At 68.2% G+C, this 23,982-nt stretch carries 20 protein-coding genes; 10 read left to right on the top strand and 10 right to left on the bottom strand.

Features of this window, described 5'->3' with window-relative positions:
• Window positions 1–49: 49 nt before the first annotated feature.
• From MJO54_RS06945 to MJO54_RS06960, 4 genes are all read right to left on the bottom strand, one after another.
• Window positions 50–655, bottom strand: a complete 606-nt coding sequence (locus MJO54_RS06945; protein WP_046286396.1) for a TetR/AcrR family transcriptional regulator — start codon at window positions 653–655, stop codon at window positions 50–52.
• Entirely contained in the window at window positions 655–1,875 is a 1,221-nt protein-coding gene (locus MJO54_RS06950) for a cytochrome P450 (protein ID WP_046286391.1), read from the bottom strand. The genes MJO54_RS06945 and MJO54_RS06950 overlap by 1 nt, the downstream gene beginning before the upstream one ends.
• Before the next feature lie 133 nt (window positions 1,876–2,008).
• Window positions 2,009–3,376, bottom strand: coding sequence for an FAD-binding oxidoreductase (locus tag MJO54_RS06955; RefSeq protein ID WP_046286397.1), 1,368 nt, complete (start codon window positions 3,374–3,376; stop codon window positions 2,009–2,011).
• 75 nt (window positions 3,377–3,451) lie between these two features.
• On the bottom strand, window positions 3,452–4,651 hold the full coding sequence (locus tag MJO54_RS06960; protein WP_046286398.1) for an amidohydrolase family protein: 1,200 nt from the start codon (window positions 4,649–4,651) through the stop codon (window positions 3,452–3,454).
• A gap of 83 nt (window positions 4,652–4,734) precedes the next feature.
• On the opposite strand from MJO54_RS06960, the gene cynR reads away from it, so the two are divergent.
• From cynR to MJO54_RS06985, 5 genes are all read left to right on the top strand, one after another.
• Window positions 4,735–5,625: a transcriptional regulator CynR gene (gene cynR / locus MJO54_RS06965; protein ID WP_046286392.1), complete on the top strand. Its 891-nt coding sequence runs from the start codon at window positions 4,735–4,737 to the stop codon at window positions 5,623–5,625.
• A gap of 69 nt (window positions 5,626–5,694) precedes the next feature.
• Window positions 5,695–6,198 carry a nucleoside deaminase gene (locus tag MJO54_RS06970; protein WP_046286393.1) on the top strand — a complete coding sequence of 168 codons (504 nt, stop codon included), beginning with the start codon at window positions 5,695–5,697 and terminating at the stop codon, window positions 6,196–6,198.
• A 231-nt stretch (window positions 6,199–6,429) separates the two neighbouring features.
• Window positions 6,430–6,867 (top strand): MarR family winged helix-turn-helix transcriptional regulator, encoded by a 438-nt coding sequence (locus MJO54_RS06975; protein WP_046286399.1) that lies wholly within the window; start codon window positions 6,430–6,432, stop codon window positions 6,865–6,867.
• A 67-nt stretch (window positions 6,868–6,934) separates the two neighbouring features.
• Window positions 6,935–7,753, top strand: coding sequence for a uracil-DNA glycosylase (locus tag MJO54_RS06980; protein ID WP_046286394.1), 819 nt, complete (start codon window positions 6,935–6,937; stop codon window positions 7,751–7,753).
• Window positions 7,754–7,774: 21 nt separating this feature from the next.
• Window positions 7,775–8,806, top strand: coding sequence for an LLM class flavin-dependent oxidoreductase (locus MJO54_RS06985; protein ID WP_046286395.1), 1,032 nt, complete (start codon window positions 7,775–7,777; stop codon window positions 8,804–8,806).
• Window positions 8,807–8,865: 59 nt separating this feature from the next.
• Here MJO54_RS06985 and MJO54_RS23615 read toward each other — a convergent pair whose 3' ends face one another.
• The 4 genes from MJO54_RS23615 to MJO54_RS07010 form a co-directional block, all read right to left on the bottom strand.
• Entirely contained in the window at window positions 8,866–12,945 is a 4,080-nt protein-coding gene (locus tag MJO54_RS23615; protein WP_275564492.1) for a PecA family PE domain-processing aspartic protease, read from the bottom strand.
• 64 nt (window positions 12,946–13,009) lie between these two features.
• Window positions 13,010–13,465 carry a nitroreductase family deazaflavin-dependent oxidoreductase gene (locus MJO54_RS07000; protein ID WP_046285703.1) on the bottom strand — a complete coding sequence of 152 codons (456 nt, stop codon included), beginning with the start codon at window positions 13,463–13,465 and terminating at the stop codon, window positions 13,010–13,012.
• Between the two features lie 17 nt (window positions 13,466–13,482).
• Window positions 13,483–13,908 carry an HIT family protein gene (locus tag MJO54_RS07005; RefSeq protein WP_046285702.1) on the bottom strand — a complete coding sequence of 142 codons (426 nt, stop codon included), beginning with the start codon at window positions 13,906–13,908 and terminating at the stop codon, window positions 13,483–13,485.
• Window positions 13,909–14,031: 123 nt separating this feature from the next.
• Entirely contained in the window at window positions 14,032–15,183 is a 1,152-nt protein-coding gene (locus tag MJO54_RS07010; protein WP_046285701.1) for a MalY/PatB family protein, read from the bottom strand.
• A gap of 32 nt (window positions 15,184–15,215) precedes the next feature.
• On the opposite strand from MJO54_RS07010, the gene MJO54_RS07015 reads away from it, so the two are divergent.
• Together MJO54_RS07015 and MJO54_RS07020 are read left to right on the top strand one after the other, a co-directional pair.
• Window positions 15,216–16,328 carry an adenylate/guanylate cyclase domain-containing protein gene (locus MJO54_RS07015; protein WP_046285700.1) on the top strand — a complete coding sequence of 371 codons (1,113 nt, stop codon included), beginning with the start codon at window positions 15,216–15,218 and terminating at the stop codon, window positions 16,326–16,328.
• Between the two features lie 99 nt (window positions 16,329–16,427).
• A complete protein-coding gene (locus MJO54_RS07020; RefSeq protein ID WP_046285699.1) occupies window positions 16,428–17,405 on the top strand; it encodes an Acg family FMN-binding oxidoreductase in 978 nt (325 codons plus the stop codon).
• A 327-nt stretch (window positions 17,406–17,732) separates the two neighbouring features.
• Here the strand turns inward: MJO54_RS07020 and MJO54_RS07025 are convergent, their stop codons facing one another.
• Both MJO54_RS07025 and MJO54_RS07030 read right to left on the bottom strand, forming a co-directional pair.
• On the bottom strand, window positions 17,733–19,619 hold the full coding sequence (locus MJO54_RS07025) for an ABC transporter ATP-binding protein (protein ID WP_240175766.1): 1,887 nt from the start codon (window positions 19,617–19,619) through the stop codon (window positions 17,733–17,735).
• The gene (locus MJO54_RS07030) at window positions 19,616–21,364 is read right to left on the bottom strand and encodes an ABC transporter ATP-binding protein (RefSeq protein WP_046285697.1); all 1,749 of its coding nucleotides are present in this window, start codon (window positions 21,362–21,364) and stop codon (window positions 19,616–19,618) included. The genes MJO54_RS07025 and MJO54_RS07030 overlap by 4 nt, the downstream gene beginning before the upstream one ends.
• A gap of 171 nt (window positions 21,365–21,535) precedes the next feature.
• Between MJO54_RS07030 and MJO54_RS07035 the strand changes: the two genes are divergently transcribed.
• From MJO54_RS07035 to MJO54_RS07045, 3 genes are all read left to right on the top strand, one after another.
• Window positions 21,536–22,036 carry a DUF3558 domain-containing protein gene (locus tag MJO54_RS07035; protein ID WP_046285706.1) on the top strand — a complete coding sequence of 167 codons (501 nt, stop codon included), beginning with the start codon at window positions 21,536–21,538 and terminating at the stop codon, window positions 22,034–22,036.
• On the top strand, window positions 22,033–22,578 hold the full coding sequence (locus tag MJO54_RS07040; RefSeq protein ID WP_046285696.1) for a DUF3558 domain-containing protein: 546 nt from the start codon (window positions 22,033–22,035) through the stop codon (window positions 22,576–22,578). Before MJO54_RS07035 ends, MJO54_RS07040 begins: the two co-directional genes overlap by 4 nt.
• 548 nt (window positions 22,579–23,126) lie before the next feature.
• Window positions 23,127–23,633 carry a MarR family winged helix-turn-helix transcriptional regulator gene (locus MJO54_RS07045; RefSeq protein ID WP_046285705.1) on the top strand — a complete coding sequence of 169 codons (507 nt, stop codon included), beginning with the start codon at window positions 23,127–23,129 and terminating at the stop codon, window positions 23,631–23,633.
• Window positions 23,634–23,982: the final 349 nt, after the last annotated feature.

A 23,982-nucleotide genomic window follows, 5' to 3' on the forward strand; every position in this document is an offset into this window, starting at 1 on the left:
CGGGCTCATCTACGCACCCGCAGTTGTCGCTCAAAGGCGGGCAACTCTCCTATTCCTCTGAGCCGACCGGCGCCGGCCTGAGTCGCTCCGGCGCAACGACCACCGGTACCACGAACTGCGTCAGCATTTCCCGCTCGTCGTCGGCGTCGCGGCCCGGGAAGCTCAGCATCGACGTCACCACCCGCACCACCCATCGCGCGCGTTGGGCAACCGCGTCGTTGTCTTCGGTGTCCAATGCGGACAGGAACGACGCGACCATCACGGTGATGACATCGGACTGGGCGGCCATCGCCGCACCGATCGGTGGCCCGGTCTCGGCGAACCATGACACCAGCGCCGGATTGCCGCGCACCAGTGCCAGCGATTCGGTGATCCCGGCGACCAGCCGATCCGCCGGGTCGTCGATGCCGGCCAGCCGTCGGGTCAACTCTTCATAAAGTGCATTGGCCCACCGGTGCACGTAGGCGGTGTGCAACGCGTCGCGGCTCTCGAAATACCGATACAGCGTGGCGCGGGAACAGCCTGCAGCGCGGGCAATCTCAGTCATGCCCACCGATGAGGGGTCCTGTTCGGCGAACAGCTTCTCGGCCGCATCGAGAATCTTCTCGGCGGCCAGCTCACCGCGCTGATCGGACAGCCAGGCCCGCCCGGCCATCATGATCCGACGGTGAAGGGAACCGACATCGGACGTCGCACGTAGCTGCCGCCGGCCCAAACGATCCCGGACTCGTCGATCGTGTAGTTCGGGCAGCGGGCCAGCAGTTCCTCTAACGCCACCCGCGCCTGCATCCGGGCCGCCTGGTTGCCGATGCAGTGGTGGGCGCCGTAGCTGAAGGCGAGGATCTGGTGCGGCTTGCGTTGCACGTTGAGTTCGGCGGCGTCCGGCCCGAACTGGCGTTCGTCGCGGTTGCCCGAGCCGTAGAGCAGCAACACCTTGCGGTCCGCCGGAATCGTGGTGTCGCCGATGGTGACGTCGCGGGTGGTGGTGCGGGCCAGCCCCTGAACGGGGGAGGTCAACCGCAGCATCTCCTCGACGGCGTCGCGGATCAGCTCGGGTGAGTTCACCAGCAGCTGGCGCTGATCGGGGTGTCGCTGCAGCAATTGCACTGAGCCGCCGAGCATTCCAGTTGTCGTGTCGTTGCCGCCGGTCACCATGGTGAAGGTGAACGCGAGCACCGATAGCAGTCCCTTGATGTCGCCGTCGGCGCCCATTCCGGCTGCCACCAGGTGCGAGACCGTGTCGTCTTGCGGGTCGGTGCGGCGGCGTTCGATGAGGCCGCTGAAGTAGGCCATCATCTCGCCGATGGCGTCACCGGCCGAGGCCACGCCGTCTTCGCTGACGGTGGCCGCGACGACCGCCTCGGTCCAGCGATCGAATTGGCTGCGGTCCTCCTCGGGCACACCCAGGTAGTGCGCGACCACCATCGACGGCAGCGGCTTGAACAGCTCGGCGACGATGTCGCCGCCGCCGTTGGCCTGCAGCCGCTCGAGGCGCTCGACGACGAACTCGCGCACCTTGGGCTCGAGCAACTCGACCTGCCGCGGCATGAAGCCACGTGCCACCAGCTTGCGAAACTCGGTGTGTACCGGCGGATCCTGCATCACCATCGGCGGGTTGTCGGCCAAGCCGATCATCTCCAGCTCGCCGTAGTTGACGGTCAGCCCTTGCGCGGAGGAGAACGTCTCGTGGTCGGCCGCGGCGGCCCAGATGTCGGCGTGCCGGGACAGCACGTAGTAGTCCTGATTCGGCGCGTTCTCCGGGACCACGTGGTGGACGGGGTCGTGGTCGCGCAGGGCGGCGTACATCGGCCAGGGATTGGGCCAGGTGTCGGCGTTGCAGAGTTCAAATTTCGGATGAGACAGCGTGGTCGTCATGTCTCATTGATACGACAGTAGGACGGTGGTGTCAATGGTCGAGTGGGAATTCCACGACGCGACGCGCCGGGGGAGCGTCGGCGGATTCACACTCGAAGCGGGCTAGTCGGAGCGGGTGTGCGGACAGGAGCGGCTAGATCCCCGAACCCGGGTTGAGGATGTTCAGCGGGTCGAGCGCGGCTTTGACCCGCTGGTTCAGTGCCATCACGTCGGGGCCGAGCTGCTCGGCCAGCCATGGCCGCTTCAACCGCCCCACGCCGTGCTCACCGGTGATGGTGCCGCCCAGCGCCAGTGCCAGATCCATGATTTCGCCGTAGGCGAGCTCGGCGCGTCGCACGTGGTCGGGATCGTTCGGGTCGTGCACGATCAACGGGTGCGTATTGCCGTCACCGGCGTGCGCGATCACCGAGATCAGCAGTCGGCGTTCGGCGGCGATCTTCTCGATACCGGTGATCAGCTCCGCCAGCCGCGGCACCGGCACGCCGACGTCCTCCAGCAGCAGCGGGCCCTGCGCCTCGACCGCTGGGATGCAGAATCGCCGGGCCGCGACGAAGCCCTCGGCTTCGACCGGGTCGTCGGTGGAGAACACCTCCTTGGCGTGGTGCTCGGTGAACACCTGGGCCATCAGCTCGACATCCTCGGCGCCCGCGTGGCCGCGCTCATCGGAGGCCGCCACCAGCATGGCCGCCGCCTCGCGGTCCAGGCCCATGCGCAGTTGGTCCTCGACGGCGTTGATCGCCGCCGCGTCCATGAACTCCAGCATCGACGGGCGCAGCCGTCCCGACACGTCGAGCACCGCTTCGGCCGCGGCGGTTACCGAGTCGAAAGTGGCTACCACCACAGCCGATTTCGGCTGAGCCGGCAAGAGTCGCAGGGTCACCTCGGTGACCACCCCGAGGGTGCCCTCGCTGCCGACGAACAGCTTGGTCAGCGAGAGCCCGGCGACGTCCTTGAGGCGGGGCCCACCCAGGCGCACCGCGGTGCCGTCGGCCAGCACCACCTGCAGGCCCAGCACATAGTCGGTGGTCACGCCGTACTTGACGCAGCACAGGCCGCCGGCGTTGGTGGCGATGTTGCCGCCGATGCTGCAGATCTCGAACGACGACGGGTCCGGCGGATACCACAGTCCGTAGGCGGCGACGGCCTTCTTCACCTCGGCGTTGAACAGGCCGGGCTGGCACACCGCGGTGCGGGTGACGGGGTCGACGGTGATGTCGCGCATCTTCTCGGTGCACAGCACAATGCCGCCGTCGATCGCGGTGGCGCCGCCCGACAGGCCAGTGCCCGCGCCGCGAGTCACCACCGGTACCCGATGGGCGGTGGCCCACCGCATCACCGTCTGCACCTCTTCGGTGCGCAGCGGGCGCACCACCGCCAGGGGCTGGCCCGCTAACGGGTCCAGTGCGTTGTCCTGCCGGTAGCCCGCGGTGATCGTCGGATCGGTGACCACCATGCCCTCGGGGAGATCGGTTATGAGCTGGGTCAGTGCGTCGGCGTTCACGCAGGTCATCCTAGGAGGTGAAGTGAGTGTTTAGCGGCGTTGAGGCGCGCTGACCCGTTGGCGATGCGCGCTGCTTCAGGCGCAGGTTCCGGCGACGACGCGCCCGTCGTGCAACACCCACCGGCGCTCGGGATGGGCGGCGACCGCCTCGGCCACCCCGGCGGCCTCCACGACGACCAGGTCGGCGCGACACCCTGGCTGCAGGCCGTAGCCATCGAGTCCGAGTACGGCTGCTGCCGAGTCGGTGATCAGTGAGGCGGCATAGCCGAGCTCATCGTCGGTCATCAGGGAGCCCTCCAAGCCGATGATGGTGGCGCGCTCCAGCATGTCGCCGGTGCCGTAGGGCCACCAGGCGTCTCGGATGTTGTCCGAACCGGCGAATACCCGCACCCCGTGGTCGCGTAACCGCAACACCGGCGGCATGGTGCCGGCCGGACCGTTGGTCAGGATTGCCACACCGGCGGCGGCCAGTGCTGTTGCGGTGCGGTCGACTTCGTCGCCGTCGACCTGACCGAGCGCGTAGGCGTGGCTGACCGTGACCTTGCCACCGAGCCCGAGTGCGCGGGTGCGTTCGGCGATGGCGCGCAGCTGCCCGGTGCCGAGCGTGCCCGGATCGTGCAGGTGGATGTCGATGCCGGCGCCGTGCCGGTCGGCCAGACCGAAGACGACGTCCAGCTGGCCGTCGACATCGCCGTCGAAGCCGGCCGGGTCCAGCCCGCCGATCACCTCAGCGCCCTCGGCCAGCGCGGCGTCCAGCAAAGCGGCCACTCCCGGTGCGGTGACCACGCCGCTCTGCGGAAAGGCGACCAGCTGGATCGAGATTCGATCACGCAGGGTCGCACGGACTTCCAGCAGGGCGTGCAGTCCGGTCAACCCTGCCTCGAGATCGATGTCGACATGGGAGCGGACATGGCCGGTGCCGAGCGAGACCATCCGGTTGGCCAACGCCGTCGCCCGTTCGGTGGCCGGTACCACGATCTGGGAACGCAGCGCTTTCTCGCGTCCGATCCGCTCCCGCAGCGACCCCGCGGGCCGGTGCGGTTGCCATGGCGCGCCCAAGAATGTCTTGTCGAGGTGACAGTGGCCGTCGACGAATGCGGGCAGCAGCAGCGCACCGCCGCAGTCGAGGGCATTCTCTCCTGGCACCGGCGACTCGCTCTGGTGCGGATCGATCGCCGCGATCCGTCCGCCACGCAGCGTTACATCCACTCGGCGGCCGTCGGGCAGCAACGCATCGACCAGCCGTTCCGGGCCGGATCCGGATGGCGCAGTCATGCGGTCCACCCTGCCTGACCACGCGCAATAGTGTCCAAGACGTAATTCCCATGACCTCGATTGGCAACGCCTATAGTCAGTCGATGGAGCTGCGTCACATCCGGTATCTCCTCGCGGTGGCCGAGCATGGGAATTTCACCCGCGCGGCCGAGTCGCTGCACATCTCCCAGCCGACGCTGTCGCAGCAGATCAAGCAGCTCGAGCGCGCATTGACAGTGGAGCTGCTGGATCGCTCGGGGCGCACGGTACGGCTGACCGACGCCGGCGAGGCGTATGCGGAGCACGCTCGGCTGGCGCTGCGGGATCTCGATGCTGGCGAACGTGCGGTTCATGACGTTCAGGACCTGTCGCGCGGGCATCTGCGGGTGGCGATGACGCCGACATTCACGGCCTACCTGATCGGGCCGCTGGTGCACCGGTTTCACACCGCGCATCCGGGCATCACCCTCTCGGTCCGGGAGGACACCCAAGATCGCATCGAGGCCGACCTGCTCGCCGACCGTCTGGACCTGGGGATCGCCTTCGCGGGCCCGCATGCCGACGGGATCGATCACACCGCGCTGTTCACCGAGACTCTGACGCTGGTGGTCGGCTCGGGCCACCCCTTTGCAGCGAGAGCGACACCGCTGCCGGTCGCCCTGCTGGCCCGCGAACCGCTTTGCCTGCTCAACACCGGTTTTGCCACCCGGTTACAGATCGACGCCTACTTCTCCGAACAGGGCGTCGCACCCCGGATCGTGGTCGAAGCGGATTCAATCAGCGCGCTGTTGGCCTCGGTACGGGGCGGTGCACTGGCCACGGTGCTGCCCGACGCGATCACCCGTGAGCGTCGCTACGTGCAATCGGTTCCGCTCGTCCCGCCGTTGCCTACCCGAACCGTTGTGGCGCTGGTGCGCGCCGCGGCCTACCGCTCGGCGGCCGCGCAGGCATTCACCCGCATGCTCGAGGAAATCGCCCACCAGGTCGATTGGTGACACCTATCGCGTTCATCGAATACAAGTATTGGACTCTATAGCGGGAGCCGCGGCAGCCTGGGAGCTGACATGGACTTCGCGCAACACACCATTGAGCTTGCCCGCCGTAACGTCGAGGAGGGCGGGCGCCCATTCGCCACCGTCATCGTCAAGGACGGCGCGATTCTGGCCGAAAGCGCGAATCGGGTCGCCCAGACCAACGACCCCACCGCGCACGCGGAGATTCTCGCCATTCGGCAGGCCTGCACGGCGCTGGGTACCGAGCACCTGACCGGCGCCACCATCTACGTCCTAGCGTCGCCGTGTCCGATGTGTCTGGGTGCGCTGTACTACTGCTCACCGGACGAGGTCGTCTTCTTGACCACCCGCGAGACCTATGAGCCGTACTACGTCGACGACCGAAAGTACTTCGAACTCAACACCTTCTACGACGAGTTCGCCAAGCCCTGGGATCAGCGGCGGCTGCCCATGCGGTACGACGCACGCGACGACGCGGTCGACGTCTACCGCCTTTGGCAGCGGCGGAACGGGCGAACGCTGTCACGCGCCGGGGTGTCCAACACTCGAAAATAGCTCCGTAAACTAGTTGCTGTAACAATGATAATCGTCGAGATGGACGTGGAATGATCGCCGTCACCATCGGGCGTTCTCTGGCGAAAATACCCATATAAGCTGCGTAATTATTTCAGATTCCGACACCGGGAGCTCGTGCCATCGCCTGGTGCACTAGTTATTAGATCAATCATAGAGGGACGGGTTGTTGTGACGGACGAGATCCGATGGCTGAACGAGACCGAGCAGCGGATGTGGCGCGGGCTTCTGGACAGCACTCGGCTGCTGCTGCGGGAACTCGATTTTCAGCTGTTCGCCGACGGAGGGATCACCTTCGCCGATTTTGAGGTATTGGTGCTGTTGTCCGAAGCGCGGCGACGCCGATTGCGGATGGGTGAGATCACCGAGGCGGCGGTAACGACCCGTGGCGGGACCGCCGGGGCGGTGAGCCGATTGGCCAGGGCGGGCTGGCTGCGCCGCGTCGGATGCGAGGAGGACAAGCGCGGATTGTTCGCAGAGCTGACCGACTCAGGGCTGGCGAAATTGGAGTCGGTATCGGGCGGGCACGCTGACACGTTGCGACGCAACCTTTTCGACCTGCTGAGTGCGCGTGACGTGGACCTGTTCACGCACGCGTACGCACAAATCCGCGCCAACTTGTTGGAGAGCTCCGATCCGCGTTCCGGCTGACCCGACTCCGCACGCCCGCGCCGTGCCGGACTGGGCATCGATTCGCCGGAGCGTGCACAGTAGACCAATGCTCAACCATCCCCGCACCGGTCAGCCGTTCGACTCCCCGGTGCCTGCCGGGGCAGGATGGCCCGGCGACCCGGCAACTCCGGCAACGCCGCAGGCTGCCGACGCCGCACAAGTGGTGCAGCTGGCTGCCCAAGCCGAGTCGATCGATGAACTCGACGCGCTGATCAGCGTCTGCCGCGCCTGTCCGCGACTGGTGACGTGGCGCGAACAGGTCGCGGCCACCAAGCGAAAGTCCTTCGCCGACCAGCCTTACTGGGGCCGGCCGGTCCCGGGCTGGGGCTCGCCGAAGCCCAAGATCGTGATCGTCGGATTGGCCCCGGCGGCCAACGGAGCCAACCGCACCGGCCGGATGTTCACCGGAGACCGGTCTGGCGACCAGCTCTACGCCGCGCTGTACCGGGCCGGCCTGGTCAACCAACCCACCAGCGTTGACGCTGCGGACGGGTTGCACGCCAATGACATTCGGATCATCGCTCCGGTACGCTGCGCCCCGCCGGACAACGCGCCGACGACCCTCGAGCGCAACACCTGCGCGCCCTGGATCGACACCGAATGGCAGCTGATCGCGCCACACGTGCGGGTGATGATCGCGCTGGGCGGCTTCGCCTGGCAGGTCGCACTGCGGATCGCCGCCGAGCAGGTGCCCAAACCCAAGCCGAAGTTCGGCCACGGCGCGGTCGCCGAACTGGGCCCGGCGCTGCGGCTGCTGGGCTGCTATCACCCCAGTCAACAGAACATGTTCACCGGGCGGCTGACCCCGGCCATGCTGGACGACATCTTTGCGCAGGCCTCTCGGTTGGCGGGACTATCCGGCTGAGGTCCGGTGTTGAGTAGCAGCGTGCGTCTTTCCGTTCTTGATCTCGTCCCGGTCCGTACCGACCAGTCCACCGCCGATGCGCTTGCTGCGACGGTGCGGCTGGCCCAGACTGCTGACCGCCTCGGGTTCACCCGATACTGGGTGGCCGAGCACCACAACATGCCCTCGGTAGGTGCCACCAGCCCGCCGGTACTTCTCGCTTACCTCGCCGCACAGACGTCGCGGGTGCGGCTCGGTTCGGGCGGGGTGATGCTGCCTAACCACGCCCCGCTCGCGGTCGCCGAACAGTTCGCGTTGTTGGAGGCCGCCGCACCCGGCCGCATCGACTTGGGTATCGGACGGGCGCCCGGGTCCGACCCGGTCACCTCCGTCATGCTGCGCTCCGGGCGCGGCGACGAAGACATCGCGAACTTCCCCGACTATCTCGACCACGTGCGGGCGATGATGAGCAGCCGCGGGGTGCAGGTCCAGCTGCGTGACGGGGACTATCTGCTCAAGGCCACTCCGACCGCCGCCGGCGAGCCGCGGTTGTGGCTGTTGGGGTCGAGCATGTATTCGGCGCGGCTGGCCGCGGCCAAGGGGCTGCCCTACGTGTTCGCCCACCATTTCTCCGGTCAGGGCACCGAGGATGCGCTGGCCTACTACCGGGAGAATTTCACGCCGAGCGAAGTGTGCGCGGTGCCGACGACGTTTCTGACCGTCAACGCATCGGTTGCCGAAACCCGTGATGAGGCAATGGCGTTGATGCTGCCCAATCTGCAGATGATGGCTCGGTTGCGGACCGGGCGGCCGCTGGGCGCGGTCGACCTGGTCGAGGACGCGCAGGCGGCAGCGGTCTCCGATTCCGAACAACGCATCATCGACAGCGGGCTGCGGCGCGCGGTTGTCGGCACACCGGCCGAGGCGACCGAGCAGCTCACCGCGCTGGCGGAGCACTTCGCCGTCGACGAGGTGATGATCAACCCGGTCGCCTCGGCGCACCGCGGCACCGACCCGGCCACCGCACCTGGCCGGGAACGCACCTGCGAGCTGTTGGCCAAGGAGCTGTTGTAAGGCCTCAGCGGCGATCGCGAGGGCGGCGGAGCCGGGCGAAGCGGGTCGCCGCCATGAACCTAGCGGCTGATGATGGTCGCCCCGTAACCGCTGGGCCGGTAGTCGATGTAGACCGGGTTCACCGAGAACGGGTAGTAGCCGCTGTTGGCCGCCCCGCCCGACGTCACATACGGACCGTTGTTCGTGGTGGTGTAGGAGTACAGCAGGGTGCTGCCATCGGCGTTGTACACCGAGATCACCGTCCCGGCCGGCACCTGAGTGCCGACCCCGAGCTGCGGGAACAGTGACTGCGGAATGCTGCCGTACATGCCGCCGGAGTCGATCGAGGTCGTGACGGCCACCGGGGGAGCGCCGTTGATGGAGATCATCGTGTCCACGTAGGGCGATCCGGAGACGGAGGTCTCGGGGTCGAGTGGGTTCGGTCCGAAAATTACTTGGCCGGTCTGCTCGTCGATGAGCACGCCCTGGTTGAGCGCACCGGGCAGCGCCGAGATGATCGTCGACGTGCCGGCATAGCCGTTGTTGGGGCCGATGCCCAGGACTCCGACGATGCCGTACTGGTTGAAGTACTGCGTCATCAGTGCGTTCGACCCGGAAGTGACCACGTTGACGCCGGTGGGGTCGGTGACAAGGTCTCCCGAGCAGGCGACCTTGTCGCAGAATCCCACCGTGGTGCTGTAGGTCTGGTAGCCGTAGCTGTTGTTGCCCAATCCGGCGTAGCTGGCGTTGCCCGACAGCAGCACGTTGCCGATGCTGCCGGGGTTGCCGACCGCACTGCTCAGAATCGTCAGGCCGGTGGAGCCGGTGTCGATCTGCACCGGCACCGGGGGGCCACCGTTGATCGAGATGTAGACGATCGGGCTGATGCCGCCGCTTTTCAGGTACAGCGGAATGGTGGCGTTGACCGGGCCCTCGGGGCCGCCGGTCTCGCCGGCGTGCCCGGTGCCGGAACCGGCCCCGCCCGCGCCTCCGGCGCCGTTGGCGCCGTTGCTGCCGACCGCGCCACCAAGACCACCTTCGCCGCCGTCGCCGCCGCTGCCACCGTTGGCGCCGAGCCCGCCGGCGGCCACCGCGCCCGCCGCTCCGCCGTCGCCGCCGTCACCGGCCGCCCCACCGTGCACGTTCGTCCCGGTCAGGGTGGCGTCGCCGCCGTCGCCGCCATTGCCGCCGTGGCCGCCCGCTCCGGCGTTGCCGCCGGTGCCCGCGTGGGCGCCCAGACCGCCGGCGCCGCCCGCTCCGGCGTTACCGCCGGCGCCGCCGTTTCCGCCGTCACCCGCGCTGGAGCCCTGTGCGTAGTAGGTGCCAGTGGCGCTGCCGCCGTCGGCGCCGGCGCCGCCGACACCGCCGTTGCCGCCGGTGCCGCCGTTGAACCCGGTGTCACCCTTGCCGCCGGACCCACCGGCCCCAGCGGCTCCGCCGTTGCCGCCGTCCCCGCCGATGCCGACCGGTGCCTTGTTGATTCCGGGCTGGGCGTAGAGCCCGGAGCCGGGCGCCCCGCCGTCACCGGCCGCCCCGCCATTACCGCCGTTGCCGCCGGTACCGCCGGCGCTGTTGTCGCCGGCCCCGCCGGTGCCGCCGCCGCCACCGGTACCGCCCCCGCCGCCGGCACCGCCGTCACCGTTGGTGCCGAACCTGCCGTGCTCACCCGCGGCGGCGTTGCCGGCGTAGGCAGAACCACCCGCGCCGCCACTGCCGCCGGCGCCGCCGTTGCCGCCGTCGAAGCCGGTGCCGCCGCCGAGCGCTCCGCCGTAACCCAGCCCGCCGTTGCCGCCGACGCCGCCGGCCCCGCCGTCACCGCCGCTGCCGTATTGCACGTTGTTGGCCACGTCCAGCGTGGCGATGCCGTTGCCGCCGCCGTTGCCGCCGGCCCCACCGGCGCCACCGGCACCACCGTTACCGGTGCCAGTTCCCTGTGCGTAGGCGCTGCTGCCGCCGGCGCCGCCTATGCCACCCGCTCCGCCGTTGCCGCCGCTGCCGGGCAGGGTGGCGCTGGGAGGCAGCTGGCTCTGGTCCACGCCGCGGCCGCCGTCTCCGGCCTTCCCGCCGGCGCCGCCGTTGCCGCCGTTGCCGTCGCCGAGCGAGTTTCCGCCGGCCCCACCCTTCCCGCCGTTACCGCCGTCTCCGGCGTTGCCGTTGCTGACGACCGGGTTGCCATTGGCTCCGTTCGCGCCGTTGCCGCCGGCGCCGCCGTTGCCTCCGTTGCCGTGCAGGCTGCCGGTCCCGCCGGCGCCGCCGTTGCCGCCGTTGGCGCCCGGGGTGACGGCGTTGAAGCCGTTGCCGCCGTTGCCGCCGTTGCCGGCAGGGGCGCCCGTGGACCCGTCACCGCCCATCCCGCCGATGCCGCCGATGCCGCCGGTGCCCGCAGCGCCGCCGGCCCCGCTGCCGCCGTTCAGGCCGCCGTTGCCGCCGCGACCGCCATCCGGATGGGCCGCACTGCCGTTGCCGCCGTTGCCCCCGTTGCCGGGATCACCACCGGTCCCGCCTTTGCCGCCGTTTCCGTTCGCGCCCTGAAGTCCCGCGGCGCCGTGTGCGGCGGTGCCGCCCGCGCCGCCATTGCCGCCGGTCCCGCCGGTCCCGCCGTCGCCGCCGTTACCGCCATTACTTCCGGCGCCGCCGGCAACGCTGCTGTTGGCGCCGTCGGATCCGGTGCCGCCGGTCCCGCCCATGCCGCCGTTGCCGCCGGCGCCGCCGTTGCCGGCGTTGCCACCGAGGGTGCCGCCCGCACCACCTACGCCGCCGTTGCCGCCGTTGCCGCCGATACCGCCGGAACCACCAGCGACACCATTCCCGGACGCATTGCTGCCGTGGGCACCGAGGCCGCCCGCGCCGCCCGCGCCGCCGTGACCGCCGTCGCCGTACACGCCGCCGTTGCCGCCGTTACCTCCGGTGCCGCCGGTGCCGGCAGCTCCCGTGGTGGCGGCAAAGCCCGCCCCGCCGTCGCCGCCATTGCCCCCGCTGCGTCCGGCCACTCCGACCGCGCCGGCAGCGCCTTGGGAACCGGTGCCTGCCAGGCCACCGGTCCCGGCCAGCCCGCCGGCCCCGCCATTTCCTGCTGCGCCGGCGTTGCCGCCGTTGCCGCCTGTGCCGCCGTCCAGGTGGGCGGCTGTGCCCGCCGCTCCGGTTCCGCCGGTGCCGCCCACACCGGCCGCGCCGCCTTGACCACCGGCGCCGCCATCGCCGTTTGCTCCGGCAGTACCGCGACCCGATGCGCCACCGGCCCCGCCGTTGCCGCCCTGACCGCCGCTTCCGCCGTATCCCCCGTCGCTGCCATTGCCTCCGGTGCCGCCATTGATGGCGAAATCTCCGGTGTGGCCATCAGTGCCAGCCCCACCGTTGCCGCCCGCGCCGCCGGCCCCGCCGTTGCCGCCCCGGCCGCCATCGCCGAACAGTGTTGACAGACTCGTCCCGCCTGCGCCCCCGCTGCCGCCGGTGCCACCGGTTGCGCCCAGGGCACCAGTCGCTCCGACGAATCCCGCTCCGCCGACACCGCCGGCGCCGCCGTTGCCGAACAGCCAGGCGACGGCGTCGCCTCCGGCACCGCCAACACCGCCGGTTTCGCCGTTGATACCGATTCCGCCTGCGCCGCCGGCGCCGCCGTTGCCCATGAATGACCCACCGGCGCCGCCAGTTCCGCCTGCCGCGCCGGCGCCACCGTCGCCGCCCGCACCGCCGTCACCGAACATGCCGGCCGCGCCGCCGTTGCCGCCGGCCACCCCGGCGGCGCTCTGGTCGAACCCGTCTCCGCCGTCGCCGAACCACAGGCCGCCGGCACCGCCGTTCGGGTTTTCTGCGGTGCCGTCGGCACCGTTGCCGATCAGGATCTGGCCGGCGGCGGTGTTGATCCAGCCGTTGACCATCGACCCGAAGTCGCTGTTGATCCAGTTGTCGATGGACGTGTGGAACGGGTCGTAGAAGAGTTGGTCAAACCATGCCGCGGAGTCGAGGGCGCTGCTATCCGCGGCCACCCCGGCGACCGGCGTGAACATGTCGATCAGCCAGTCGAAGTCCATCCCGTCGGCCTGTGCCGATCCGGCCGCGGGTGTGAGCCCGACGGCGAGGAAGGTGCCGACCGCCGCTCCGGCTCCCGCCAGGCGCCGGCGTGCTGACTTCGACTTACCCGACCCACCCTGACGACTCATCGCCCCAAAGTACTAGCTGAGTGCTACCTGAGCAAAAGTTAGAGAAGACTAACTGAATGGGGCCTCAGGTAGACGACAACGGGGTCAATGCCACAACGGGGATCGGCCGGGATGTCCGGCGCTGATAGGCCTCGTATCGGTCCGCGTTGTTGGCGTTGACCAGGCGCCACAACCGGGCATAGTCCGGGTCGTCGGGCAGCACCGGCCGCGCCGTGGCCCGCAGTCGCTTCGGCCCGACGTTGATTTCCACATCCGGGTTGGCCTTGAGGTTGTGGTACCAGCCGGGGGAGCGGGGTGCGCCGCCCATCGACGCGACAATCAGGTACGCGTCGCCGTCGCGGGCGTAGGTCAGCGTCGAGGTGCGTGCTTGGCCGGTTTTCGCCCCGACGGTGTGCAGCAACAGGTTGGGCGGCAGGCCCGGTACCTTGTGGCCGATCCAGCCGTTGGTCTGTTGGTAGATCAGGTTGTGCAGGCTGAGCGCTCGGACGCCCAGCTTTTCGATCGGGGATAGATGGTCCATACCGTCGAGTCTGCCCGCTAGTTGTCGCTGCTCGCCAGCGCTGCCCGCAGTATTGTCCCGGTGCCCTCGCGGTCCGGATCGCGGCGCACCAGCAGCCCCTTCGCGAAGGACAGTCGGTCGCCGTCCCGTCGCGGGACCACGTGCAGGTGGATGTGGAACACGCTCTGAAAGGCCGCCCGGCCGTCGTTGATCACCAGGTTGTTGCCGTCGGCGTGCAGCCCGGAGGCGCGTGCGGCCTGGGCGACCCGCTGCCCGACGGTCAGCATGCCGGCCAGGGTGGCCGCCGGGGTGTCGGTCAGGTCCACGAAGTGCTGTTTGGGGATCACCAGGGTGTGGCCGCGGGTGAACGGTCGGATGTCGAGAAACGCCAGGTACTCGTCGTCTTCGAAAACCCGCACCGCCGGCGCGTCACCGGCGACCACGGCACAGAACACGCAGGACATGCCCGCTACGTTAGCGATCAAGGCGATCGCAAGCGCGGCGGAGCCGGGCGCCGCGGGTCGCCTTTAGCGATCAAGGCGATCGCAAGCGCGGCGGAGCCGGGCGCCGCGGGTCGCCTTTAGCGATCAAGTCAGCGCACCGGCCATCGCCTCGATCGCCCGGCCCAAGATGGTCCGGGTGGTCGCGAAGTTCAGCCGCGCGAAGCCCCGTCCGCCGCCGAACGGGATACCCGGGCTCAGCGCCACCCGCGCGTCGGCCAGCAGGATCTCGGCCGGTTCGGCGGGCAATCCCAGCGCCCGGAAATCGAGCCACGCCAGGTAGGTGGCCTCAGGATGGCTGACCCGCAGGCCCGGCAGCGCTGCGGGCAGCGCTTGGCTGAGGTGGTCACGGTTGGCCCGCAGGTAGGTCAACAGGGAATCCAGCCAAGGCCCGCCGCGGGTGTAGGCGGCAAGGTTGGCGCTGATACCGACGGTGGCGGCGCCCATGGTGTGCAGCATGTTGATCCGATCCCAGGCGGCCGCGTCGCGCGGATTGGTCAGGATCACCTGGGCGCACATGAGCCCGGGCAGGTTCCAGCCTTTGGAGGCCGACATCAGCGTGATGACGGTGTCGGCGGCGGCGGGCGATACCGAGGCCGCCGCGACGTGGGGCCGGTCGTAGACCAGCGGGGCGTGGATCTCGTCGGCGATCACCCGCGCGCCGTGGCGAGCGGCGATATCCACGATCGCACTGAGCTCCTCGGCGGTGAAGGCGGTGCCCAGCGGGTTATTGGGGTTGCACAAGATCAGCGAACCGGCGCCGGCGGCGAACGCGGCGTCCAGGGCATCCAGGTCCATCAGGTAGCGACCTGAGTCCTGCTGTGTCATCGGGATTTCCAGGCGCTGACGGCCGGTCACGGTCAACAGGTCGAAGAACGGCATGTAGGCCGGTACCGGCAGCACCACCGGGCTCTCCGGGCGGGTGAGGAACTCGATCACCACCTCCATGCCCTTGAGAACGTCGGGCACCACCCGCACCCACTCCGGCTGAACGGGCCAGGCGTAGCGGTCCAGGCACCATTGGGCCAGTGCGGTGGGCAACGCATCGGAGCCCAGCGCCGGATAGCCGAACTCCTCATTGGCCACGCAGGCGCGCACCCCGTCGAGCACCGCGGGCGCGGTGGGGAAGTCCATCTCGGCGATCCACAGCGCCAGCACGTCGGGAGCGAAGTGATTCCACTTGATGGTGTTGCGGGCACGGAGTTGTTCGGGGGTCAGCGCATCGAAGACTTCAGCCACTCCGTCAGTCTGCCGCGAGATACGTTTGCGGTGTGGGGGACCCTGAGATCGAGGACTTGCTGGCCGGGTTGGAGGGCACTGCGCGTGCCGAGCGTGCCGAACTGATCGAATGGCTGCTGGGACAGGGCATCACCGCTGAGGAGATCCGCGGAAACGTCTCACCGATGCTGCTGGCGTCGCGACGCCTGGTCGGCGATGACGGCACCTACGTCTCGGCTCGCGAGATCAGTGAATCCACCGGAGTCGACCTCGAACAGTTGCAGCGTCTGCAGCGTGCGGTCGGGCTGCCGTGGATGGACGACCCGGACGCCCCGGCGCAGATGCGCGCTGACGCCAGCATCGCCATGCATGCGCGCCGCTTCATCGACGCCGGGATCGATCCCGAGCAGGCCCTGCAGACGGCTCGGTTGTTGGCCGATGGGCTGGCGCACACCGCGGAATTCATGCGCTTCACGGTGTTGTCTGCGATCGGCGAGCCGGGCGTCACCGAGCTGCAGATCGCCCAGCGGTCGCGGGATCTGGTGGCGGGGTTGGCGCCGATGTTGGGTCCGTTCGTCCAGGACATGCTGATGATGCAGCTGCGCCATCAGCTCGACATCGACGCCGTCACCGCCAGCGAACGCTTGGCCGGCGCACCGCTGCCGGGAGCGCGCCAGATCACCGTCGCGTTCGCCGATCTGGTCGGCTTCACCCGGCTCGGCGAGATGGTGCCGCCCGAGGAGCTGGTTCAGCTCGCCGAACGCTTGACCGTGCTGGGGCGCGAGATCGCTGTTCCTCCGGTGCGATTCATCAAGACCATCGGCGACGCGGTGATGTTCGTCTGCCCGGAGCCGGCACCGCTGGTCGACGCGGTGCTTCAGCTGGTTGAGGCGGCCCAGGCCGACGACACTTTGCCTCGGCTTCGTGCCGGTGTCGCCTCCGGCGAAGCGGTGAGTCGGGTCGGGGACTGGTTCGGCAGCCCGGTGAACACCGCGAGCCGGATAACCGGGGTCGCCCGACCGGGCACGGTGCTGGTCGCTGAGCCGGTGCGGGTGGCGTTGACCGAATCTGCCGACTTCCAGTGGTCGTTCGCCGGTGGACGTCACCTCAAGGGCATCAAGAGCGAGGTGAATCTGTTCCGCGTCCGTCATCGCGCCGACGACTGACGCAACGGTCCAACGCCGGCCAGCCAGTGACTAACGGCCCCTGTTGCGCCTGGGTACTTGCTGGGAGCCTGAAAGCGACAGACCCGTTGGAGGTGGCTGATGTTGGACACGACCGTGGATTACGAGGTCCTCACCGAAGCGGTGCGGTTGGCCTGTCGGGCGCCGTCGCTGCACAACAGTCAGCCATGGCGATGGGTGGCCGACGGAGGCCGGCTGGACCTGTATCTGGATCCGACTCGCGCCGTGCACGGCGACCAGTCGGCACGGGAGGCGTTGATCAGCTGCGGTGCCGTGCTGGATCACCTGCGCGTCGCAATGGCTGCGGCCGGCTGGACCGCGGAGATCGAGCGGTTCCCGGATGCCGGACAGCCGGAGCACCTGGCCTCGGTCGGATTCACGGCCGCGGACCGGGTGACCGATCTGGACCGCTATCGCGCCGGCGCGATCCTGACCCGCCACACCGATCGGCTGCCGTTCATGGCGCCGAGCAACTGGGGCCCCTTCGAGACGGTGCTCCACGACACGGTGACCGGCCCGGTGCGGCTGAGCGTGCTCGCCGATGAGCTGCGCTCAAAGCTTGCCGAGGCCTCCGAGCTTGCCGAGGCGCTACGCCTGTACGACTCGTCGTATCACGCTGAACTCGGTTGGTGGACAGCGCCGTTCGAGGTCTCTGACGGGATTCCGGAGAGCGCGCTGGTCTCGGCTGCTGAAAGCGACCGGGTGGACATCGGGCGAACCTTCCCGGTCACCCACAACCGGGAACGACGCATCGAGGTCGGCGACGATCATTCGAAGATCGTGCTGCTCTCGACCGCCAGCGACGAGCCGCGCGATGCACTGGCCTGCGGCGAGGCGCTCTCGACGGTGCTGCTGGAATGCACGATGGCTGGCTTGGCGACCTGTCCGGTAACGCATCTGACCGAGGTGCCCGCAGGCCGGGCGCTGCTCGCCGGACTGGTCGGCGGCAATGACCTTCCCCAGGTGCTGGTTCGCGTCGGTGGTGCGCCGGCGCTGGAGAAGCCCCCGGTGTCGACACCGAGGCGGCCGCTGGCCGATGTACTGCACCTGAAGCTCTGATTGGCGACCCCCGGGCCTTGGCGGCGTCCGGGGGATAGGAAAGTTGCCCGGCTTCGAGCGACTCACGCGGGTGCGTTAGTCGCGCCGCGTTGAGGCCTATCGCTCGAAGCCGGGCAACTATTCATGTGGTTCCGGATTGGGCCGTTACCGGAAAATTAGGGCAGGCCCGGACTGACAGGGGAGCGTCTACACTTCCAGCGCGGCTGGCTTTCACCCTCTTGTCCAGCTCTTCGGATTACGGTCATGTCCGAGCCTGCTTCGCAGTCGAATCTACGCCGACGACCATCGGTGGGCAATGGTTGATCTCGGCTTAATTTCCAGCCGATTTCAGCTGCCCTCGGCCATCGCCCAGTAGGCCCCGCGACGGGCCAGCAATTCGGCGTGGGTGCCCTGCTCGACGATTCGGCCGGACTGCATAACCAGGATCAGGTCCGCGTCGCGGATTGTCGAAAGCCGGTGGGCGATAATGAAACTGGTGCGTCCGGTGCGCAGCTCCCGCATCGCTCGCTGGATCAGCAGTTCGGTGCGGGTGTCCACCGAACTGGTGGCCTCGTCGAGGACGAGCAGTTGCGGCTGGGCCAGAAATGCCCGGGCGATGGTGATCAGCTGCTTCTCGCCGGCGCTGATGGCCCCGCCGTCGTCGTTGACCCGGGTGCCGTAGCCGTCCGGCAAGGTCCGCACGAAGGGATCGACATGCGCGGCGCGGGCCGCCTCGATGATCTCGGCCTCGGTGGCGCCGGGCCGGCCGTAGCCGATGTTCTCGGAGATTGTTCCGGTGAACAGCCAGGTGTCCTGCAGCACCATGCCGATTGACGAACGCAGTGCGCCGCGGTCTACGGCTGTGATGTCCACGCCGTCGATCAGGATCTGTCCGCGGTCCACGTCGTAGAACCGCATCAGCAGGTTGACCAGGGTGGTCTTGCCGGCCCCGGTCGGGCCGACGATGGCCACCGTGCTGCCCGCTGCCACGCGCAGTGACAGATCCTCGATCACCGGCACGCCGGGCCGGTAGCCGAAGCTGACGTCGCGAAACTCGACCCGACCGCGCGGGTCGGATTGGTCGAGCCACAGCGGCGTCGAAGGTGCCGGGGGTTCTTCGGCCTCGTCGAGGAAGGCAAACACCCGCTCGGCGCTGGCGGCGCCGGACTGCAGGGCGTTGAACATCGACGCCAGATTGCCCAGCGGTTGGTTGAACTGGCGCACATAGGCGATGAACGCCTGGATGCTGCCCAGGGTGATCTGTCCGGTGGCCACCTGGATTCCGCCGATGACCGCGACCGCGACGTAGCCGAGGTTGGCGATCAGCCCGGTCGCCGGTGCGATCAGCCCGGAGAAGAATTGGGCGCCGAACCCGGCCCGGTACAACTCGTCATTGCAGTCGTCGAAGCGTTGCTGTGCCCAGTCGCGGTGGCCGAAGGTCCGCACCAGGGTGAAGCCGCTGTAGGTCTCCTCCAGGTGGGCGCCCAGCTGCCCGGTGGCCGCCCACTGCGCGGCGAACAGCCGTTGCGAGCGCTGAGTGATCGACCGTACCGCCAGCAGTGTCACCGGGACTCCGGCCACGGTGATCAGGGCCAGCAGCGGCGAGATGGACAGCATCGTCGCCAGCACCACCAGCACGGTCAGCACCGAGGAGAACAGTTGACTGACCGTCATCGACACCGATGTCGCGGTGTTGTCGACGTCATTGGTGACCCGGCTCAACAGCTCGCCGCGCCGCTGGGTGTCGAAGTAGCGCAGGGGCAGCCGGTGCAGCTTGTCTTCGACGTCGCGGCGCAGCGCCCTCATGGTGCGCTGCAAGATCACGTTGAGCAACCGTGCCTGCGTCCAGACCATCAGCGCCGCAACCAGATACAGAACCATCGCCAGTGTCAGGGTGCGCGCCACCGCGGCGAAGTCGATACCGGCGCCCGGAATGACGTCCATGCGCGACAGCATCTCGGCGTAGGTGCCCCGGCCGGCGGCGCTGGCTTCGTCGATGGCTTGCTGCTTGGTGATTCCCGCCGGCAGTCCGCGGCCGATGATGCCGTTGAACACCAGGTCGGTGGCATGGCCGAGAATTCGCGGCCCGGCCACACCCAGCGCGATACCGCCCAGCGACAGACTGATGACTGCCGCGACCAGCCGACGCTGCGGGCCCATCCGGCGGGCCAGGCGCAGCGCGGTCGGCCAGAAGTTCGCGGCACGTACCGTCGGCGCCGCCACCGGTGCGGTCACTGGCCACCGATCCCGGCGGTCACCGACTGGGATTCGGCGAACTCGGCATAGGTGGGGCAGTCGGCCAGCAGCTCGAGGTGGGTTCCGGTGCCGACCATCCGGCCGTCGTCGAGGACGATCACCTGATCGGCCTGGGTAATCGTCGAGATCCGCTGCGCCACGATGATCACCGTCGCGTCGGCGGCCACCTCGCGCAGGGCTGCGCGCACCCGGGCGTCGGTGCGGGTGTCCAGGGCCGAGAAGGCGTCGTCGAACAGGTAGATCGAGGGGCGCCGGATCACCGCCCGGGCGATCGCGAGCCGTTGCCGCTGTCCGCCGGACAGGTTGATCCCGCCTTGGGCGACCGGCATCGCCAGCCCGTCAGGGTGGGCGGCCACGAAGTCGTCGCCGGCAGCGACCCGCAGTGCCGCCCACATCTGCTCGTCGCTGACGACTGCCCCCGCCGGTGCGCCGTAGCGCAGGTTGTCGGCGACGGTGCCGGAGAACAGATAGCCGCGCTGCGGCACCAGGCCGATGCCCGACCACAGTTCCTCGGGGTCGCGGTCGCGCACGTCCACGCCGTCGATGAGTACCGCGCCGTCGGTCACATCGCGCAACCGGCAGATCAGCGACACCAGGGTGGACTTGCCCGATCCGGTGGAGCCGACCACCGCGGTGGTGGTGCCGGGCCGCGCGGTCAAAGACACGCCAGAAAGGACCGAGCGGTCGGCGCCGGGGTAACGAAAGCCGACACCCTGCAGCCGGATCTCCCCGTTCCGCGACGACGGTGACACCGGTTGCGCCGGGGGGCCGACGGTCGGTTCGGTGGACAGCACCCCGGTGATCCGCTCGGCGCAGACCGCGGCGCGCGGCAGGATCGCCAGCACCATGGTGGCCATCAGCACGGCCATCAGGATCTGCATGAAGTAGGAGAGGAACGCGATCAGCGACCCGACCTGCATCTGCCCGGCATCGATGCGCAACGCGCCGAACCAGATCAGCGCGACGCTGGAGGCGTTGATGATCAGCGTGGTGGTCGGCAGCATCAGCACCTGCAGGTTCCCGACGGTCAGCGAGGCATGCGACAGGGCTGTGTTGGCCTGGGCGAACCGGCCTCGCTCGACAGGCTCGCGGGCGAAGGCGCGGATCACCCGGATGCCGGTGAGCTGATCGCGCAGCACCCGGTTGATGTTGTCGATCAGCATCTGCATGCGCCGAAACAGCGGCAGCATTCGCGACACGATCAGGTAATTCGCCAGCGCCAGCACCGGCACGCTGACCGCCAGCAGCCAGGCCAGTCCCGCGTCTTGGTGGACGGCCATCAGCACCCCGCCGATGCACATGATCGGCGCGGTGACCAGCGTGCTGGCGCCCAGCTGCACCACCAGCTGGATCTGGCGGACGTCGTTGGTGGTGCGGGTCAACAGGGTTGGCGCCCCGAACCTCGTGGTTTCGCGTTCGGAGAAGCGGATCACCTGAGCGAACACCGCCCGGCGCAGATCGCGTCCGAAGCCGGTCCCGGTGCGCGCGCCGAAGTAGACCGCGGCGATGGCGCACAGCATCTGCACGCCGGTGACCCCCAGCATCACCGCGCCGAGCCGGACGATGATCGCGGTGTCTCCGCGGACCACGCCGTCGTCGATGATCGTGGCATTGACGGTCGGCAGGTACAGCGAAGCCAGCGTGCTGATCAGTTGCAATGCCATCACCGCCGCGACCGGCCGGCGGTAGGGCCGCAGGTAGCAGCGCAGCAGCGCCAGAAGCATGGGGCTACTGTCGCACATCCGTGCGGTCGCGGCGTTGCTGTGGCGCTACGCGGCGACACAAACCGACTGGTCACCGCTGTGTCGTGGTTGACGGGCGGCGGTGCCGCTACAGTGCATCGTGTGCGGCTCAAACTGACGGTCCCGGCCCTGGCGGCCGCTGCCCTGATTCCGATGGTCGGCGGATGTTCTGACTCCGACTCGCCTGAAGCTCAGGGCGGCAGCCAGTCTGCGTCGCCGACGGCCGAGCAGAGCAATCATGGTCCGTCGTTCCCGCAATGCGGTGGCATCAGTGACGAGACGATGGCCAACCTGACCCGGGTGTCCGGGTTGATCAGCACCGCACAGAACTCGGTGGGCTGCCAGTGGCTGCTGCGCGGCGGGATCATGGGCCCGCACTTCTCCTTCTCCTGGTATCGCGGCAGCCCCATCGGTCGCGAGCGCAAGACCGAGGAGGTCTCGCGGACTTCGGTGGAGGACATCAACATCGACGGCCACAGCGGCTTCATCGCGATCGGCACCGCCCCGACGATGGGCGACAACCTGTGTGAGGTCGGCATCCAATTCAAAGATGACTTCATCGAGTGGTCGGTGAGCTTCGCGCAGAAGCCGTTCCCGGATCCGTGCGACGTCGCCAAAGAGCTGACCCGCCAGTCGATTGCGAACTCCAAATGAGCCGCCGGATCCTGGCCAGCGCGGTCGCGGTGTTGGCAGTGTTGACCAGCTTGACGGGCTGCTCCCGTGAGGTGGGCGGCACCGCGGTCAAGGCCGGCGCGGGCGACACCAAGCGCAACAACAACTCCGAGCGGCAGTACCCGAACCTGCTCAAGGAGTGTGAGGTGCTGACCACCGACATCTTGGCCAAGACGGTGGGAGCGGACCCGCTCGACATCCAGAGCACCTTCGTGGGCGCCATCTGCCGCTGGCAGGCGGCCAACCCGGCCGGGCTGATCGACATCACCCGGTTCTGGTTCGAGCAGGGCAGCCTGGACAACGAACGCAAGGTCGCCGAGTTCCTGAAGTACCAGATCGAGCCCAAGACCATCGTGGGCGTGCCCTCGATCGTGATGCGTCCGGCCGACCCGAACGGCTCCTGTGGAGTCGCCAGCGACGCCGCCGGTGTGGTCGGCTGGTGGGTCAACCCGCAGGCGCCCGGGATCGACGCGTGCGAGCAGGCTTTGAAGCTGATGGAATTGACGCTCGCCACGAACTCCTGATTCGTTCTGCCGCGTCGGCGAGTCCGACGGTTTCACTTTGAATCAAGTGGTTCGAAGTGATGGTTTTCTGTTGCAAGCGAGGTTATCTCGCTGACCTGCGGGGTCTGGTCAGGCGGCGCGTTGCTGCCTGGATCGCACGGGGTCGAGCGACATTTACACACGTCTTCAAGCAGTGCTGGAGAGCCATGCCTGTATCGACAGGGCCGCAGGCGCGGATCAGCTGGCGGTCCTCCTCAGACAGGCGATGCGTGCCGCGCGGTCCATCCGGCGTCCGATGACGACAAATTCCCGGTTTTTCATTGTTTCGCTATGGAATCGACTAGTTTCCGGTCGAACGAAACCGAGTAGTTTCCGTTTGAACGAATTAGTTCGTCGTGACGGTTCTCTCAGGGTGCTCGGAATGCCTAGCTGACCTGGTCTGTCGTGCCGGGCAGGCCTTTGCCGACCGCCATTCTCGCCCGGACGAATTCGTGGCGAGATGCCTGAATTGACACGCGTTCTCCGTTTCTGGGGCGCATCCTTCGATAACATCGCGCGCCGTGGACGAGATGCATGAACTCCAGGCAATTGCCTGGCTCCCTGGGCTCGATGGAATCGAGCAACACTGCTGGCAACAGTTTCTGGCGTGCTCGCTGAATGTCGTTGACGCAGTGAATGTATGCCTCAAGGGCGCGCATGATCTCTCGATACGTGATGTCCTGCTGCTGGAGCTGCTGAGCAGGCCCAAGCGTCGGGAGCACCGGCTGTGCGTGTTGGCGGAGGAGCTGGGTGTGACGCAGGGCCAGCTGTCTACCCAGATCCGCCGCTTGGAAGGCCACGGTTGGATCACCCGCAGCCCGAGCCCAGGCGACCCACGCGGAATTCTGCCCCGGATCACCAGTGCGGGGCATACGCGTCTGCACGCGGTGATGGAGACCTATGCGCAGGGGATCCGCGTGCACTACCTCAACCAGCTCAAGCATGAGCAAATGGTCAATCTGGTCGACAGCTGTCGGCGGATCAACGACTCGCTGAGCACCAATGGGCGCCGCAAGGGGCTGAAAGCCGCTCGTTGAGGCGAGGCCCTTGCCTCGGTACGACGACGGGCCGCGTGGGATTTGGACGTGTGGCCCGGTGTTTGTCGAATGAATTACGCGTCTACTGGTAGCTAATTAGCACGTGTTGCATTGCTTGGACATCCGGCAAATATGAAGACTGGCGTTATAAATCTACTTGGGAGTAGCTTTCGCCTTGAACTAAATGGTTCAATTCGGCTGTTATCTGGCCGGGATCGAAGTGGCTCATGACCAGTGTGTTATCCCAAATCAGACGTTGCCCGCAGGCGCCGTCGGTCGATGGATCCGCTTCGGCTGCGGACTTTGCCGGGGTTTCTTCGCCGATCTGGCGAGGCGGTTCGATACCGTC

The sequence above is a fragment of the Mycolicibacter virginiensis genome (genome assembly GCF_022374935.2).
GTDB lineage: Bacteria > Actinomycetota > Actinomycetes > Mycobacteriales > Mycobacteriaceae > Mycobacterium > Mycobacterium virginiense.

Bases quoted from the DNA above. Each gene is read 5' to 3' on its own strand.
- MJO54_RS06945 (WP_046286396.1), bottom strand. From the start codon at position 655: ATGGCCGGGCGGGCCTGGCTGTCCGATCAGCGCGGTGAGCTGGCCGCC.
- MJO54_RS06950 (WP_046286391.1), bottom strand. From the start codon at position 1,875: ATGACGACCACGCTGTCTCATCCGAAATTTGAACTCTGCAACGCCGAC.
- MJO54_RS06960 (WP_046286398.1), bottom strand. From the start codon at position 4,651: ATGACTGCGCCATCCGGATCCGGCCCGGAACGGCTGGTCGATGCGTTG.
- cynR (WP_046286392.1), top strand. From the start codon at position 4,735: ATGGAGCTGCGTCACATCCGGTATCTCCTCGCGGTGGCCGAGCATGGG.
- MJO54_RS06970 (WP_046286393.1), top strand. From the start codon at position 5,695: ATGGACTTCGCGCAACACACCATTGAGCTTGCCCGCCGTAACGTCGAG.
- MJO54_RS06975 (WP_046286399.1), top strand. From the start codon at position 6,430: ATGTGGCGCGGGCTTCTGGACAGCACTCGGCTGCTGCTGCGGGAACTC.
- MJO54_RS06980 (WP_046286394.1), top strand. From the start codon at position 6,935: ATGCTCAACCATCCCCGCACCGGTCAGCCGTTCGACTCCCCGGTGCCT.
- MJO54_RS23615 (WP_275564492.1), bottom strand. From the start codon at position 12,945: ATGAGTCGTCAGGGTGGGTCGGGTAAGTCGAAGTCAGCACGCCGGCGC.
- MJO54_RS07000 (WP_046285703.1), bottom strand. From the start codon at position 13,465: ATGGACCATCTATCCCCGATCGAAAAGCTGGGCGTCCGAGCGCTCAGC.
- MJO54_RS07005 (WP_046285702.1), bottom strand. From the start codon at position 13,908: ATGTCCTGCGTGTTCTGTGCCGTGGTCGCCGGTGACGCGCCGGCGGTG.
- MJO54_RS07020 (WP_046285699.1), top strand. From the start codon at position 16,428: ATGTTGGACACGACCGTGGATTACGAGGTCCTCACCGAAGCGGTGCGG.
- MJO54_RS07030 (WP_046285697.1), bottom strand. From the start codon at position 21,364: ATGCTTCTGGCGCTGCTGCGCTGCTACCTGCGGCCCTACCGCCGGCCG.
- MJO54_RS07035 (WP_046285706.1), top strand. From the start codon at position 21,536: ATGGTCGGCGGATGTTCTGACTCCGACTCGCCTGAAGCTCAGGGCGGC.
- MJO54_RS07040 (WP_046285696.1), top strand. From the start codon at position 22,033: ATGAGCCGCCGGATCCTGGCCAGCGCGGTCGCGGTGTTGGCAGTGTTG.
- MJO54_RS07045 (WP_046285705.1), top strand. From the start codon at position 23,127: ATGCATGAACTCCAGGCAATTGCCTGGCTCCCTGGGCTCGATGGAATC.